This is a genomic window from Pseudomonas sp. LPH60, assembly GCF_030718165.1.
Lineage (GTDB): Bacteria > Pseudomonadota > Gammaproteobacteria > Pseudomonadales > Pseudomonadaceae > Aquipseudomonas > Aquipseudomonas danubii.
Genome location: NZ_JAVAJH010000008.1, coordinates 220,901 through 234,843, shown reverse-complemented (window position 1 = coordinate 234,843; position 13,943 = coordinate 220,901). Strand labels below are relative to the sequence as shown.

General features: G+C 62.2%; 13 protein-coding genes. 7 read left to right on the top strand and 6 right to left on the bottom strand.

The window, feature by feature from the left end; translation table 11 throughout:
• Nucleotides 1-12: 12 nt before the first annotated feature.
• Both eutH and Q8O96_RS26325 read right to left on the bottom strand, forming a co-directional pair.
• Nucleotides 13-1,293, bottom strand: a complete 1,281-nt coding sequence (eutH, locus tag Q8O96_RS26330; protein ID WP_115581015.1) for an ethanolamine utilization protein EutH — start codon at nucleotides 1,291-1,293, stop codon at nucleotides 13-15.
• Nucleotides 1,294-1,470: 177 nt separating this feature from the next.
• Nucleotides 1,471-2,991, bottom strand: a complete 1,521-nt coding sequence (locus Q8O96_RS26325; RefSeq protein WP_011063687.1) for an aldehyde dehydrogenase family protein — start codon at nucleotides 2,989-2,991, stop codon at nucleotides 1,471-1,473.
• A gap of 376 nt (nucleotides 2,992-3,367) precedes the next feature.
• Here Q8O96_RS26325 and Q8O96_RS26320 point away from each other — a divergent pair, with 376 nt between their 5' ends.
• The 4 genes from Q8O96_RS26320 (at nucleotide 3,368) to Q8O96_RS26305 (ending at nucleotide 7,682) form a co-directional block, all read left to right on the top strand.
• A complete protein-coding gene (locus Q8O96_RS26320) occupies nucleotides 3,368-5,287 on the top strand; it encodes a sigma-54-dependent Fis family transcriptional regulator (protein WP_305949718.1) in 1,920 nt (639 codons plus the stop codon).
• Between the two features lie 136 nt (nucleotides 5,288-5,423).
• Nucleotides 5,424-6,773, top strand: coding sequence for a UDP-N-acetylmuramate:L-alanyl-gamma-D-glutamyl-meso-diaminopimelate ligase (gene mpl / locus Q8O96_RS26315; RefSeq protein ID WP_102882340.1), 1,350 nt, complete (start codon nucleotides 5,424-5,426; stop codon nucleotides 6,771-6,773).
• The gene (ubiX, locus tag Q8O96_RS26310; RefSeq protein WP_102865334.1) at nucleotides 6,770-7,402 is read left to right on the top strand and encodes a flavin prenyltransferase UbiX; all 633 of its coding nucleotides are present in this window, start codon (nucleotides 6,770-6,772) and stop codon (nucleotides 7,400-7,402) included. The genes mpl and ubiX overlap by 4 nt, the downstream gene beginning before the upstream one ends.
• The gene (locus Q8O96_RS26305) at nucleotides 7,395-7,682 is read left to right on the top strand and encodes a YceK/YidQ family lipoprotein (protein ID WP_102865335.1); all 288 of its coding nucleotides are present in this window, start codon (nucleotides 7,395-7,397) and stop codon (nucleotides 7,680-7,682) included. Before ubiX ends, Q8O96_RS26305 begins: the two co-directional genes overlap by 8 nt.
• Before the next feature lie 61 nt (nucleotides 7,683-7,743).
• Here the strand turns inward: Q8O96_RS26305 and Q8O96_RS26300 are convergent, their stop codons facing one another.
• The 3 genes from Q8O96_RS26300 to Q8O96_RS26290 all read right to left on the bottom strand — a co-directional run bounded on the left by Q8O96_RS26300 (nucleotide 7,744) and on the right by Q8O96_RS26290 (nucleotide 10,691).
• Nucleotides 7,744-8,385: an oxidoreductase gene (locus tag Q8O96_RS26300; RefSeq protein ID WP_102865336.1), complete on the bottom strand. Its 642-nt coding sequence runs from the start codon at nucleotides 8,383-8,385 to the stop codon at nucleotides 7,744-7,746.
• Nucleotides 8,386-8,413: 28 nt separating this feature from the next.
• Entirely contained in the window at nucleotides 8,414-10,132 is a 1,719-nt protein-coding gene (locus tag Q8O96_RS26295) for a C13 family peptidase (RefSeq protein WP_115581013.1), read from the bottom strand.
• Nucleotides 10,133-10,235: 103 nt separating this feature from the next.
• Nucleotides 10,236-10,691: a MaoC family dehydratase gene (locus tag Q8O96_RS26290; protein WP_102865338.1), complete on the bottom strand. Its 456-nt coding sequence runs from the start codon at nucleotides 10,689-10,691 to the stop codon at nucleotides 10,236-10,238.
• A 178-nt stretch (nucleotides 10,692-10,869) separates the two neighbouring features.
• On the opposite strand from Q8O96_RS26290, the gene Q8O96_RS26285 reads away from it, so the two are divergent.
• From Q8O96_RS26285 to Q8O96_RS26275, 3 genes are read left to right on the top strand one after another with little or no spacing between them, the layout of a single operon-like run.
• Nucleotides 10,870-11,232 (top strand): CidA/LrgA family protein, encoded by a 363-nt coding sequence (locus Q8O96_RS26285; RefSeq protein WP_115581012.1) that lies wholly within the window; start codon nucleotides 10,870-10,872, stop codon nucleotides 11,230-11,232.
• Nucleotides 11,229-11,945 (top strand): LrgB family protein, encoded by a 717-nt coding sequence (locus tag Q8O96_RS26280; protein ID WP_102882337.1) that lies wholly within the window; start codon nucleotides 11,229-11,231, stop codon nucleotides 11,943-11,945. The genes Q8O96_RS26285 and Q8O96_RS26280 overlap by 4 nt, the downstream gene beginning before the upstream one ends.
• 10 nt (nucleotides 11,946-11,955) lie before the next feature.
• Nucleotides 11,956-12,546, top strand: coding sequence for an LON peptidase substrate-binding domain-containing protein (locus Q8O96_RS26275; RefSeq protein ID WP_102865341.1), 591 nt, complete (start codon nucleotides 11,956-11,958; stop codon nucleotides 12,544-12,546).
• Between the two features lie 43 nt (nucleotides 12,547-12,589).
• Here Q8O96_RS26275 and Q8O96_RS26270 read toward each other — a convergent pair whose 3' ends face one another.
• Nucleotides 12,590-13,906 carry a bifunctional DedA family/phosphatase PAP2 family protein gene (locus tag Q8O96_RS26270; protein WP_102865342.1) on the bottom strand — a complete coding sequence of 439 codons (1,317 nt, stop codon included), beginning with the start codon at nucleotides 13,904-13,906 and terminating at the stop codon, nucleotides 12,590-12,592.
• Nucleotides 13,907-13,943 lie beyond the last annotated feature (37 nt).

The following is a 13,943-nucleotide window of genomic DNA, read 5'->3' as shown; positions in this document are numbered from 1 at the left end:
GCCGCGCCGCAGTCAGGCGGTGGCCTTCTGGCCTGCAGGTTCCGGCGTGTCCAGCGCAGTGCCGCCCAGGTACTCGCCCGGGGCGATGATGCCCGCTGCCCGATCCTGAGCCTCCAGTTGCAGCGCCTTGGGCACCGACAGCCAGTAGGCCAGGCCGACGGCGACGAAGCCGGCGCTGATCTTGCCGATCAGTACCGGCAGGATGATGGTGGGCTGGAAGTTGGCGGTGAAGGACAGGTGGTCCCCCAGCAGGAAGGCGGCGCAGACGCCGAAGGCGATGTTCACCACTTTGTCCTTGGGGGGCATGAGGCGCACCAGGCGGAACATGGCGAGGATGTTGGCGATGGTCGCCAGCATGCCGGCGCTGCCTACCGCGCTCAAGCCGATCTTGCCGCCGAGGTTTTCCAGAGGCTTGCCCAGGTATTTGCGCAGCAGGTAGACCATGGGGAAGGCGCCGGCCAGCATGATGCCGATGTAGCCGGCGGTTTCCAGGGCGCGGGTCTGGTCCTGGGCGTCGGCGATGATCGGGTGGAAGCCCCAGCCGCCAAATACCACGGAGAAGACCCCGGTGAAGTATTCGACGATGGAGAACACCAGCACCAGCTTGATGGCCGCGTCCATGGCGCGGCCGAAGATGATGAAACCCTTGATCATCATGTCCGGCAAAAAGCGCAGGCCCAGGGCCAGGGCCACGACGAAGATCAGGATCGGCAGCAGGTTGGCGAAGATGCTGCCCAGGCCCAGGGCCAGTTGGTAGCTGGCTTCACCGTTGGTGCTCACCAGTTCGCGTACCACCGGGTTGCTGAAGGCCAGGATCAGGCTGGCGATCATCACCCCGACGGGGATGGTGAGGATGCCGGACATGATCCCCAGGGCCATGTACTTGTGGTCGCGCTTGTCGAGCATCGCCAGGCCCATGGGGATCGAGAAGACGATGGTGGCGCCGCCCATGAAGCCGGTGATCAGGGCCATCACCAGGGCTTCCTTGCTGGCGGCCAGGGCCGAGGCCAGCTGATAGCCACCCATGTCCGAGGCGATGATCATGGTCGCCGCCAGGGCCGGGTCGGCGCCCAGGGAGTTGAAGAACGGACCGAAGACGGTCTCGATGACCACGGTCAGGTAGGGAATGGAAGCCATGATCCCTGCGGCCGGCACAAAGATGTAGCCGGTGGCATGGATGCCTTCCATGAATTCTTTGCCCAAGCCTCGCTCGCTGTCATAGATGGCGGCGAAGGCACCGATTACGGCGCAGAGCATGATGAGGTAGAGCACGTAGTTGCCGATCTGATCCATTGCGTTTGTCCCTTGTTATTGTTTTTCAAGCAGGGTCTGTGCACGACTGGTTTGGCGCAGAACTTCCGACAGCAGTGTTCCGTCCGGCCAGCCTTTGGCACCGGATCAGAGCAGGTGAACAAGTGCGGCAAGGCCGCGAAAAGGCCTCCCGGCGACCTGGGTCGCCGGGAGGGTCGATCAGAAGAAGCCCAGCGGGTTGATGTCGTAGCTCACCAGCAGGTTCTTGGTCTGCTGGTAGTGGTCGAGCATCATCTTGTGGGTTTCACGGCCAACGCCGGACTTCTTGTAGCCACCGAACGCGGCGTGGGCCGGGTACAGGTGGTAGCAGTTGGTCCACACGCGGCCGGCCTTGATCCCGCGGCCCATGCGATAGGCGCGGTTGATGTCGCGGGTCCAGACCCCGGCACCCAGGCCGAACTCGGTGTCGTTGGCAATCGCCAGGGCTTCGGCTTCGTCCTTGAAGGTGGTGACGCTGACCACCGGGCCAAAGATTTCTTCCTGGAACACGCGCATCTTGTTGGTGCCCTTGAGCAGGGTCGGCTGGATGTAGTAGCCGCTGGACAGGTCGCCTTCGAGTTTCTCCACCTTGCCGCCGGTGAGCAGCTGCGCGCCTTCGTTCTTGGCGATGTCGAGGTAGGAGAGGATCTTGTCGAACTGCTGCTCGGAGGCCTGGGCGCCGACCATGGTGTCGGTGTCCAGCGGGTCGCCGCGCTTGATCTGCTCGATCTTCTTCATCACCACTTGCATGAATTCGTCGTAGATCGACTCCTGCACCAGGGCGCGGGAGGGGCAGGTGCAGACTTCACCCTGGTTGAAGAACGCCAGCACCAGGCCTTCGGCGGCCTTTTCGATGAACTTCGGTTCGGCCTGCATGATGTCTTCGAAGAAGATGTTCGGCGACTTGCCGCCCAGTTCCACGGTGGACGGAATGATGTTCTCGGCGGCGCACTTCATGATGTGCGAGCCCACCGGAGTCGAGCCGGTGAAGGCGATCTTGGCGATGCGCTTGCTGGTGGCCAGGGCCTCGCCGGCTTCACGGCCGAAACCTTGCACCACGTTGAGCACGCCCGGTGGCAGCAGGTCGCCGATCACTTCCATCAGTACGGTGATGCCCAGTGGGGTCTGCTCGGCGGGTTTGAGTACCACGCAGTTGCCGGCAGCCAGGGCTGGGGCGAGTTTCCAGGCGGCCATCAGGATCGGGAAGTTCCACGGGATGATCTGCCCGACCACGCCCAGGGGTTCATGGATGTGGTAGGCCACGGTGTTGCCGTCGATTTCCGCGGCGCTGCCTTCCTGGGCCCGCAGGCAACCGGCGAAGTAGCGGAAGTGGTCGGCGGCCAGGGGAATGTCGGCGTTCAGGGTCTCGCGTACCGCCTTGCCGTTGTCCCAGGTTTCGGTGATGGCCAGCAGTTCCAGGTTCTGTTCGATGCGGTCGGCGATCTTCAGCAGGATCAGCGAGCGGGCCTGTACCGAGGTGGCGCCCCAGGCGTCGGCGGCGGCATGGGCGGCGTCCAGCGCTTTGTCGATGTCTTCGGCGGTGGAGCGGGGGAATTCGGCAATCGGCTGGCCATTGACTGGCGAGGTGTTGGTGAAGTACTGGCCTTTGACTGGCGCAACGAATTCGCCGCCGATGTAGTTACCGTACTTGCTCTTGAACGAAACAATAGCGCCTTCAGTACCGGGGTGTGCGTAACGCATGGTGGGTATCTCCTGGCTTTTATGCTTATGGGGGAGGACGCGCTATAGCGCATACCAAGCGTAGAGCAAAGGTCGGGCCAGTGGGGTGCAGGCCATACGAATCAAGGGTTTGCGGATGTTTCGAAGCGGTGCCAACGGCAGCGTGTGACGAATCTGGTACGGCACTGAGTGACAGTTTGTAACCTGGATGGCACAAGCTGTGACTCATGGGTCTAGCCGGCATTGCAATGAAACAGCGGCTGGAGGATGCTGGTTCGCGTGTCGAATCTTGTCGGATAGATCTGATGGTCTGTCCTTCTTTACAGGGCCGATTGCGGCCTGCAGCGGCGCCAGTGTTCCGTCTGAGCGTGACAGCGCATCAGGAGAATAATAAGAAATGCACAGTAGTAATCATCTGAGTCGACATGCCCAGCAGGTGCTGACGGTGGCCCAGGGTAAAGCCCATTTGCAGGGCCCCGGCAGCGATCCATCCATTGCTCGCTCCTGGCTGCGCTGCCTTGAGGACTATCACCTGGATCCGGCCCAGGCCATGGCCCCCACAGTGCTGGAGCATGGTCGCCTGCTGGAAAGTCGCGAACGCCTGCAGGATGTGCTGCAAATAGCCGGCACCGAGATGGCCAACCTGCACCAGCAATTGTCCGGCGCGGGCCATGCCGTGCTGCTGACCGATGCCCGAGGGGTAATCCTCAACTGCATCACCGCCCCTAGCGAGCGCAAGATTTTCGAGCATGCCGGTCTCTGGCTGGGCGCCGACTGGAGCGAGGCCCGGGAAGGCACCAATGGTATTGGCACCTGCCTGGTGGAGCGCCAGTCGCTGACCATTCACCAGGGCGAGCACTTCCGTGGCCGGCACACTGGCCTGACCTGCTCGGCGAGCCCGGTGTTCGATCCCCATGGCGAATTGCTGGCGGTGCTGGATGTGTCCTCGGCGCGTCAGGATGTTTCCCGGCAGAGTCAGTTCCACACCATGGCTTTGGTCAATCTCTCGGCGAAAATGATCGAGAGCTGCTATTTCCTGCGTTATTTTGAGAACCAGTGGCTGCTGCGCTTTCATCTGCAGGCGGAGTCTGTGGGGCTGTTCAGCGAGGGTTTGCTGGCATTTGACGGCGAAGGGCGAATCTGTGCGGTGAACCAGAGCGCCCTGAATCTGCTGGGGCATATTCGCGGTGGTTTGCTGGGCAAGCCGGTGGACAGCTTTTTCGACTGTTCCCTGGATGAATTGCTCAGTCGCGCCAGCATCAATGCCAGCGCCAGTTGGCCCTTGCGCACCCGGGATGGGCGGCGCCTGTTTGCCTTGTTGCGCGGTCAGCCGCACCCGGTATCGCAACCAGCACCGCGGGTGCCGGCTGGTGTTACGTCGCCACGCACTTCAAGCATCTGCCTTGGGGATGAAGGGCTGCAGAATGATTTTCGCCGCGCCTCGCGGGTGTTCGAGCGTGATGTGCCGCTGTTGATCAATGGTGAAACCGGCTCCGGCAAGGAGGCTTTCGCCAAGGCCGTGCACCAGGGCAGTGCCCGTTCGGATAAAACCTTTGTCGCCCTCAATTGCGCGGCGATTCCGGAGAGCCTGATCGAGAGCGAACTCTTCGGTTATCGCGGCGGCAGCTTTACCGGGGCACGCAAGGAGGGCATGCGCGGCAAGTTGCAGCAGGCCGATGGCGGCACCTTGTTCCTCGATGAAATCGGCGATATGCCCCTGGCCCTGCAGACGCGTTTGCTGCGGGTGTTGGAAGATCGCCTGGTGGTGCCGATTGGCGGTGAGCCGCAATCGGTCAACGTGCGGATCATCAGCGCCACCCACCGGGATCTGCTGGAGCGGGTCCGCGACGGCAGTTTCCGTGAGGATCTGTATTACCGGCTCAATGGCCTGGAGATCGCGCTGCCGGCCCTGCGTGATCGCAGCGACAAATCCCAGTTGCTGGACTTTCTCCTGGCCGAAGAAGCGGGTGGGCAACCGGTGGTGCTGGACGAAGCAGCGCGTCAGAGCCTGTTGAGTTATTCCTGGCCGGGAAACGTGCGGCAATTGCGCAACGTCCTGCGAACCCTGGCGGCCTTGTGTGAAAACGGCCGCATTGGTCTGGAAGACCTGCCGCCGCTGATCCGCAACAGCCGCCCGGCGCCAGTTGGCGAGCCGGTTGCCGAAGCGCAGGAGCGCCCCCTGGAGGACGCCGAGCGGGTTGCGTTACTGGCAGCCCTGGAGCAACAGCGCTGGCACATGACCCATACCGCCGAACAGCTGGGGGTCAGCCGCAACACCCTCTATAGAAAGCTGCGCAAACACGGTATTGCGCGTTAAACCGCACCTGTGACCGCCGGTATAGGGCCGCTTGCCTTGTGCCAGCAGCGGCAAGCTCAGCAGCCTCCCGGTCAGCTAATGGGTGCGATTTGCAGCCCTCTAGGCTAACCTGCGCCGATGTTTTATGAGGTCGACTATGCACATCCATATTCTCGGTATCTGCGGCACTTTCATGGGCTCGATGGCGGTTCTGGCTAAAGAACTGGGCCATCATGTCACCGGCTCCGACGCTAACGTCTATCCCCCCATGAGCACCCAGCTGCAAGCCCAGGGCATCGAGCTGACTCAAGGCTATGACCCGGCCCAGCTGGACCCGGCTCCGGATCTGGTGGTGATCGGCAATGCCATGTCCCGGGGCAACCCGGCCGTGGAGTATGTGCTGAACAAAGGCCTGCCCTATGTTTCCGGCCCGCAGTGGTTGGCGGACCATGTCCTGCAAGGGCGCTGGGTCTTGGCGGTAGCCGGCACCCACGGCAAGACCACCACCAGCAGCATGCTGGCCTGGGTACTGGAGCATGCCGGCATGAGCCCGGGCTTCCTGATTGGTGGGGTGCCGCAGAATTTCGCCGTTTCGGCCCGCCTGGGCGGCACACCGTTCTTCGTGATCGAGGCCGATGAGTACGACAGCGCGTTCTTCGACAAGCGCTCGAAGTTTGTCCACTACCGCCCGCGCACTGCGATCCTCAATAACCTTGAGTTCGACCATGCGGACATCTTCCCTGACCTGGCAGCCATCGAGCGGCAGTTCCACCATCTGGTGCGGACCATTCCCAGCGAAGGCCTGGTGATTCATCCCACCACCGAACCTGCCTTGCAGCGGGTCATCGAGATGGGCTGCTGGACGCCGGTGCAGACCACCGGTGCCGGTGGTCAGTGGCAGGTCAAGTTGCTCAGTGCCGACGGTTCGGCCTTTGAAGTGATGTTCGAGGGCGTGAGCCAGGGCGTGGTGGAGTGGGAACTGACCGGGCAGCACAACGTGGCCAATGCCCTGGCGACGCTGGCCGCTGCTCGTCATGTTGGCGTGGTGCCGTCGATGGGCATTGCTGGCCTGAGTGCGTTCAAGAGCGTGAAGCGCCGCATGGAGAAGGTCGCCGAAGTGCATGGCGTGACCATCTACGATGACTTCGCCCACCACCCGACGGCCATCGCCACCACCCTGGACGGCCTGCGCAAGCGGGTCGGCGACGCACCGGTGATCGCCATCATCGAGCCGCGCTCCAACTCCATGAAGCTTGGCGCCCACCGTGATGGGCTGCCGGAAAGCGTCAACCAGGCCGATCAGGTGATCTGGTACGCACCGGCCAACCTGGGCTGGGACCTGGCGGCAACGGCGGCCTTGTGTTCGGTGCCATCGATTGTCAGCGACTCTCTGGAAGGCATCATCGAACGGGTGAAAAGCCAGGCCAAGCCGGGCACCCAGGTGGTGATCATGAGTAACGGCGGCTTCGGCGGCCTGCACGGCAAACTGGCCGAGGCACTGCAATGAGCAACGGCCCGGAACGCATCACCCTGGCCATGACCGGTGCCTCGGGCGCCCAGTACGGTTTGCGCCTGCTGGATTGCCTGGTGCGTGAGGATCGGGAAGTGCACTTTCTGATCTCAAAGGCTGCGCAGTTGGTCATGGCCACGGAAACCGATGTGACCCTGCCGCCCAAGCCGCAGATGATGCAGGCCTTTCTCACCGAGTACACCGGTGCGGCGGCGGGGCAGATCCGGGTGTACGGCAAGGAAGACTGGATGTCGCCGGTAGCCTCGGGTTCCGGCTCGCCGGCGGCGATGGTGGTGGTGCCTTGTTCCACCGGCACCTTGTCGGCGATTGCTACCGGGGCTTGCAACAACCTGATCGAACGGGCTGCGGACGTGACCCTCAAGGAGCGCCGGCAGTTGATTCTGGTGCCTCGCGAGGCTCCCTATTCCAGCATTCATCTGGAGCACATGCTCAAGTTGTCGAACATGGGCGTGACTATCCTGCCGGCCTCGCCGGGTTTCTATCATCAGCCGCAGACCATCGATGACCTGGTGGACTTCGTCGTGGCGCGGATTCTCAATCTGCTGAACATCCCCCAGGACATGTTGCCGCGCTGGGGCGAGCATCATTTGAGCAGCGATGAATAAATCCCTGCTGATGCTACTGGCTGCCCTGCAGTTGGGGGGCTGTGCCACGGTCCGCACCTTGAACGCCGCACAACCTGGGGCGCCGGTGGTGTATTCGGGGACGCGCCTGGATCTTTATGCCATGCAGGGTGGTTGCTGTGCCATGGACCGCTTTGGCGCCGAGGCACCGAGCTATCCGGGAGTAGACCTGCCGGCCAGCGCCTTGCTCGATACGCTGTTGCTGCCGTTGTCGGTGCTGACAGTGTTGGGGGTGGGGTTTCAGGCAACGGGTGGGTTGTAGTGTTTCGCCGGCAATCCGGCTCCTGCAGCTATGTGCAGGAACCGGATTGCCGGCGAGTGCTTTATTTACCTAGCTTGCGCAACTCATCGGATTCGACGACCCGAGTGCCGCTTTGCTCTTCCAGGGCCAACCGCCACATGGCGCGTGCCAACTGGCAGGCTTCGATGCCGTGGTACTTGCCCGGGATCAGTCGCGACAACGGGCCGGCCAGTTGTTCGGTCAGGCGCGGTTCGATCCGGTCTCCCAGCAGCAGTGACGGCCGGCAAATGGTCAGCTGTGGCCAGCCCTGCTGCTTAAGGGCCTCTTCCATTTCACCTTTGACCCGGTTGTAGAAAATCGATGACTTGGGGTCGGCGCCCAGGGCGCTGACCACTATCAGGTGCCGCGCGCCCATTTCCAGGGCGCGTTTGCCGAAGGCCACCACCATGTCCAGGTCCACCGCGCGAAAGGCCGCTTCGGAACCCGCCTGCTTGATGGTGGTGCCCAGGCAGCAGAAGGCGATCTCCACCTTGCCGCTCAGTTGCGGCAGGAATACCGCCGGATCGCCGACGGGGTTCTCCAGGCGTGGGTGCTTGCTTAGCGGGCGTCTGCTGGGTGCCAGAACACGAATGATGGTGGGCTCGTTGAGCAGGCGATCGAGCAGATGCTCTCCGGTCAGTCCGGAGGCGCCGGCGAGCAGGATATGCTGAGGCGTCAAGTACATAGTCATTCCCCCTTGATACTGTTTCAGCTTAGTTGCTCTGTGCTTCCTTGCTGCCTATAGAGACACTTTGCAGCGCTTTTCGTGCCTGCTGTTTGCGCAATTGTTGCCAATGCGCGATCACGCCTTTGGGGGCCCAGATCTGTGGTTCTGACGCTTCGAAACCATCGGCCTGTTCACGTTCGGCCACAGTGGCCCGGGCCAGCTTGAAGGCGTGCTCCAGGTCATCGGTCTGGTTCAGTGCCTGGGCGAACATAGCATCGCCGAAGTAGGTGAAGTCGGCTTCTTCGGAACAGCCGAAAGATACCCGGTCGGCCTGGGAGGCGGTCATGATCAGGGTTCGTTCGTCCTTGAGCGCAGGGATGAAACCGCCCGAGTAGCAGGACGAGATGACGATGATCTTGTCGCGGTTTTTCAGGGGGGCCAAGGCGATGGCCAGTTCATCGGCTGGTAGGTCGGTCAACTCCATGCGCGGCTGATCCAGTACCAGTTCGTGCTCGCTGGTGCCATGGCTGGTGAGGTAGATGAACACCAGGTCCTCGGGGCCGCTGCGTTCGGCCAGGGTCTGTGCGGCGCGGCGCAGGTTCTCCCGGGTGGCCATGGGCCGGTTCATCAGGTGGTCCCGGTGGTTGACCAGGCGGATCTGACCGTAGGCGCCGAAGCGGCTCGCGAGCATGTTGCTGACGTAGTCGGCTTCGCGCAGGAAGACACTCTGCTTGCCGTCACCGGCCAGGGTCAGGCTATAGAGTTCGATGGTCGGGCTGGAGGCAGGCACCGCATCGAGGGCCTCCTTGAGCAGGCGACCCTGGACCAGCAGAGCAGTTTCCAAGGGGTCCGGCAGTAGTTTGCCGTCGGCGTCGCGAACCCGCATGCCATTGCTCCAGACACCGCTTTGCACACTGCCATCGCGCAGCACCAGCACACCGTGGCCCTGGTAGTTGTCGCTGTCGAAGCCGCCGATGTAGAAGCTGCCGTCACTGAGGTTCAGTCGTCCTTCGCCGCTGAAGCGCCAGTCGCTGAAGGTGCCGACATAATGGCTGCCATCGGCGCCGATCAGCTCGCCCTTGCCACCCAGGGCGCCTTCCTTGAACTGGCCGATCCAGACGTCGCCGTCGGAGTTTTCGTAGCGGCCCTTGCCATTGAGCTGGTTGTGTTTGAAACCACCGACATAAATGTCGCCTTCGGCGCTGTTGAAGGTGCCGTTGCCTTCCAGTTGGCCGTTGACGAAGTTGCCGCTGAACTGGTTGCCGCTGGCATCGCTGCGCTGGCCTTCGCCATTGGGCTTGCCCTTGGCGAATTGACCCTGGTACTGGCTGCCGTCCTCCAGTTCCAGGCGGCCCAGGCCCGAGTACAGGTCGGCCTTGAACTCGCCGCGATAGGTCATGCCGTCTTCTTTGAGGGTGCCTTCGCCGTCCCGGCGGCCTAGTTTGAAGCCGCCGCTGTAGCTGCTGTCCTTGGTGGTCAGGGTGCCTTGCCCGTGGAACAGCCCTTGCTGGAACTGGCCGCGATAGACCTCGCCATTGCTGCCGTGCCATTCGCCCTGGCCATGCCATTGGCCCTTGTCGAACTGGCCGGCGTACCAGCTGCCGTTGGGGTAGTCGATGCGTCCCTGTCCCTGGAGCAGGCCATTGACCAGGTCGCCGCGATAGCGCCCGCCGTCGGGCAGTCGGGCATCGGGCGGCAACAGCGATTCGCCGTCTCCGCAAGCGCTGAGCAAGAGAGTCAAGACCAGGGGTACAAGTGGGCGCATAACGGGTTCCGGATAATTAGGGGACCGAGTATGCCGCAGCGGTGTGACTTATATATAGAGAGGTTGAGCGAAACAGCATGAGCTGTTTCGCATCAGGGACATTTCAGACGAAGCAGAGCGAAAGAGGCTCAGCGATATAGGCAGGTTTTTCCTCGCCGTCGATTTCCAGGGTGGCCGTGGCCTTGAGCAGCCATTGGCCGGGTTTCTTCTCGGTGACGTCGGTCAGTTCGACCTTGAGACGCACCTTGGAGTCGACTTTCACCGGCTGGATGAAGCGCACGCTGTCCAGGCCATAGTTGACCACCATCTTCAGGCCCTCGGGCAGCACGAGGATGTCTTCCATCAGTTTGGGGATCAGCGACAGGGTCAGGAACCCGTGGGCGATGGTGGTGCCGAACGGCGTTTTCGCTGCCTTGACCGGGTCCACGTGAATGAACTGGAAGTCGCCAGTGGCTTCGGCGAACAGGTTGATACGCTCCTGGTCAATGGTGAGCCATGCGGAACGTCCGAGTTCCTTCCCGACATAATCTTTGAGCTCTGCAACAGGAACATAGGGCATTGAGACTCTCCTTGGTTCAACGATTTTTTAGTATTCGACCCAGTGCTTTGTGGTCTGAAGTATCCACTTTAGATCATCATGGCGATCCTTCCCGGTAAACATCCATGCTTTTGGCGAATGCCGGTTCATAGCGCCTGCGTGCTTATAATGCGCCACGGGATCTGGCTGGAGAGGCGGTATGTTGTTACGCGGTTTGACATGGCTGGTGCTGTTCCAATTGCTCGGCACGGCGCTCAATCATCTGCTGTTGCCCGTACTTCCCGGGCCGATCATCGGCCTGTTGTTGCTGCTGGTTTTTCTGGTGGTGCGCGGCGAAGTGGGCGAGCCGTTGAACCTGGCGGCCAGCAGTTTGCTGCGATACCTGCCGCTGTTACTGGTGCCGCCTGCGGTCGGAGTGATGGTCTATGCCCGGGATATTGCCGCGGACTTCTGGGCGATCAGTGGCGCGCTGGTGCTGTCTCTGGTGATCTCCATGGCCTTTGTCGGTGTGCTGATGCAGCGCCTGGTCAAGCGCCAGTCCCGCCAGGAGGACAGTCAATGAGTGTTGATTGGCAAGGCGCCTGGGCGGCGGTGATTCACCATCCGCTGTTCGGCATCGGCATCACCCTGGGTGCCTACCAGTTGGTGCTGGCGGCCTTTGAGAAAACTCGCTGGATGTTCCTGCAGCCGGTACTGGTGTCCATGCTGCTGGTGATCGGTGTGCTGCTCGGCTGTGGTTTGAGTTATGCGGAGTACCGCAAGAGCACCGAGATTCTGAGCATTCTGCTGGGCCCTGCCACGGTGGCCCTGGCGGTGCCCCTGTACCTCAACTTGCGGCGCATCCGCCAATTGTTCTGGCCGATATTGACTACGCTGGTGGTGGGCGGGGTGCTGGCCACCAGCCTGGGGGTACTGCTGGGGTGGTGGTTCGGTGCTGAGCACATGATCCTCATGACCATGGCACCCAAGTCGGTGACTTCGCCGATCGCTATGCTGGTGGCCGAGCAGATTGGTGGCGTCGCGGCTCTGGCGGCGGTGTTCGTGCTGATTACCGGGGTGATCGGGGCGATCTTCGGCCCGAGTATCCTCGACCGCCTGGGCGTTCATGGGCCTGAGGCGCGGGGCATGGCCCTGGGCATGACCGCCCATGCGGTGGGCACTTCGGTGGCCTTGCAGGAGAGTGAGGAGTGCGGCGCCTTTGCGGCGCTGGCCATGAGTCTGATGGGCGTGGCCACGGCGGTACTGCTGCCGTTGGCGGTGTCTTTGCTGGTTTAAGGATGGGTGTATGAGCCTGGCGCTGTTTCCTTTGAATACCGTGCTGTTCCCTGACTGCATCCTCGATCTGCAGATTTTCGAGGCGCGCTACCTGGACATGATCGGCCGCTGCATGAAGCAGGGTTGCGGCTTCGGGGTGGTGTGCATCCTGGAGGGCGAGGAGGTCGGTACGGCCGCGCCAGGCTATGCCCTGGTGGGGTGCGAAGCACTGATTACCGACTTTCACCAGCAGGACAATGGACTGTTGGGAATCAGGGTCAAGGGTGGTCGACGCTTCCGCGTGCTGGAGAGCGAAGTGCAGAAAGACCAACTGACGGTGGCCCAGGTCCAGTGGCTGGCGGAGGCTGCGGAGCAACCATTGCAGGATGAGGACGCAGACCTGATCGCGCTGCTCAAGGCTCTGGCCGAGCATCCGATGGTGGAGGCCCTGGACATGGGCAGCGAGGCCCAGGGGCAATTGTCCCTGGCCAATCAGCTGGCCTACCTGTTGCCCTTTTCCGAACAGGACAAGATCGACCTGCTGCAACTGGATGATCCGCAGCAGCGTCTCGATGCCATCCAGCAACTGCTGGATGAACTGCAGGGCGAGCTCTTCGCCTGAGACCTGAACCTCTAGCGGCGGCTACAGGTTGCCGCCTGCACGCTTAATAGGCGTATCGCAGCAGGGCGTGAGGCAGATGCCGTGTCGCCATGAATCCGCACAACAGCAGCATGACTGGCAGTAGCAGCCACCAGACCTTGGCCGACATCGGCTTGAGCGATTCTTGCCATTGAATCAGGGTCAGGCTGGCGGCGCAGACACAGGTCGCGAGCATGGCACCGGCGAGAATGTCGGTTGGCCAATGAGCCCCCAAGTAGACCCGGGACAAGGCAATGGATGCCGCCGGCAGGCAGCCCAGCAGCAGCCAGGTCAGGCGCATTCGTGGTGGCTGGCCACGGCCTGCCAATACCGCCAGGGTCAGGAACAGGGCGAAGGAGCCAGAAGAGTGCCCGCTGGGCATGCTGAAACTGGTGAGGGGCTCGGTCAGGACCTCGGGACGTACCCGCGCAAAGAACCATTTGCTGGCAGTGTTGGCCAGTGCGGTGCACATCAGGGTGGCGCCGGCGAATACGGCGTGACGCCATTGGCGCAGGGCCAGAAGTAGCAGGGTCAGTACCGCGCTGATGATGAACATGGCGCGAAACTCGCCGATCTGGGTGACCATCACCATGATCTTGTCCAGGGTCGGGTTCCGGTGTTCCTGCACCAGGGCGATCAGCCCCTGGTCGAACTGCGTGAGATAGGGGTAACCGATGAACAGCCCTGCCAGGATCAACAGGCTCAGGCCGGACATCAGCAGGGTAGCCCGACGATGGCGACGCAGGCTGCTGGCGACGCTCAAGCCGATCAGTATTGCGAGGCTGCCGGCCACGACACCGGCTTGTGGCCAGAAGCCTTCGGGCAGCGGCAGGCGAATCGCCGCACCCGTGGCCCAGCCTGGCAGCAGGTAAGCCACCGACCAGCCCGCGGCTGCCAGCAGGCTGACGGCGAAAAATCGTACAAATGGCATGTCGAACATGCCGGCAACCATTGGCAACATTGGCCGCAGCGGGCCGATGAAGCGTCCTACCAGCAGACTGGCGATGCCGTAACGCTGAAAATAGGCTTCGGCGCCGTTGATCCATTCCGGATGATGGCGCAGTCCCGGCAGGCGCCGGATGCTTTGGTGAAAGTGACGCCCCAGCAGGTAGGACACCACGTCCCCGAGCAAACCGCCGAACAACCCCAGAAGCAGGGTTTCTCCCAGTGACAGCGCGCCGTTGCCCGCCAGCACGGCAATCGCGAACAGTAGCACCGTTCCCGGAACGATCAGGCCGGCAATGGCCAGGCACTCCACGCAGGCCACAATAAATACAGCGGCGGCCAGCCATTGCGGGTTGGTGGTCAGCCAGGCGGTCACGCTGTCGAGCCATGGGCCCATAATTTCAACTCCATTGTCAGTGTCTGGCGGGTACGGG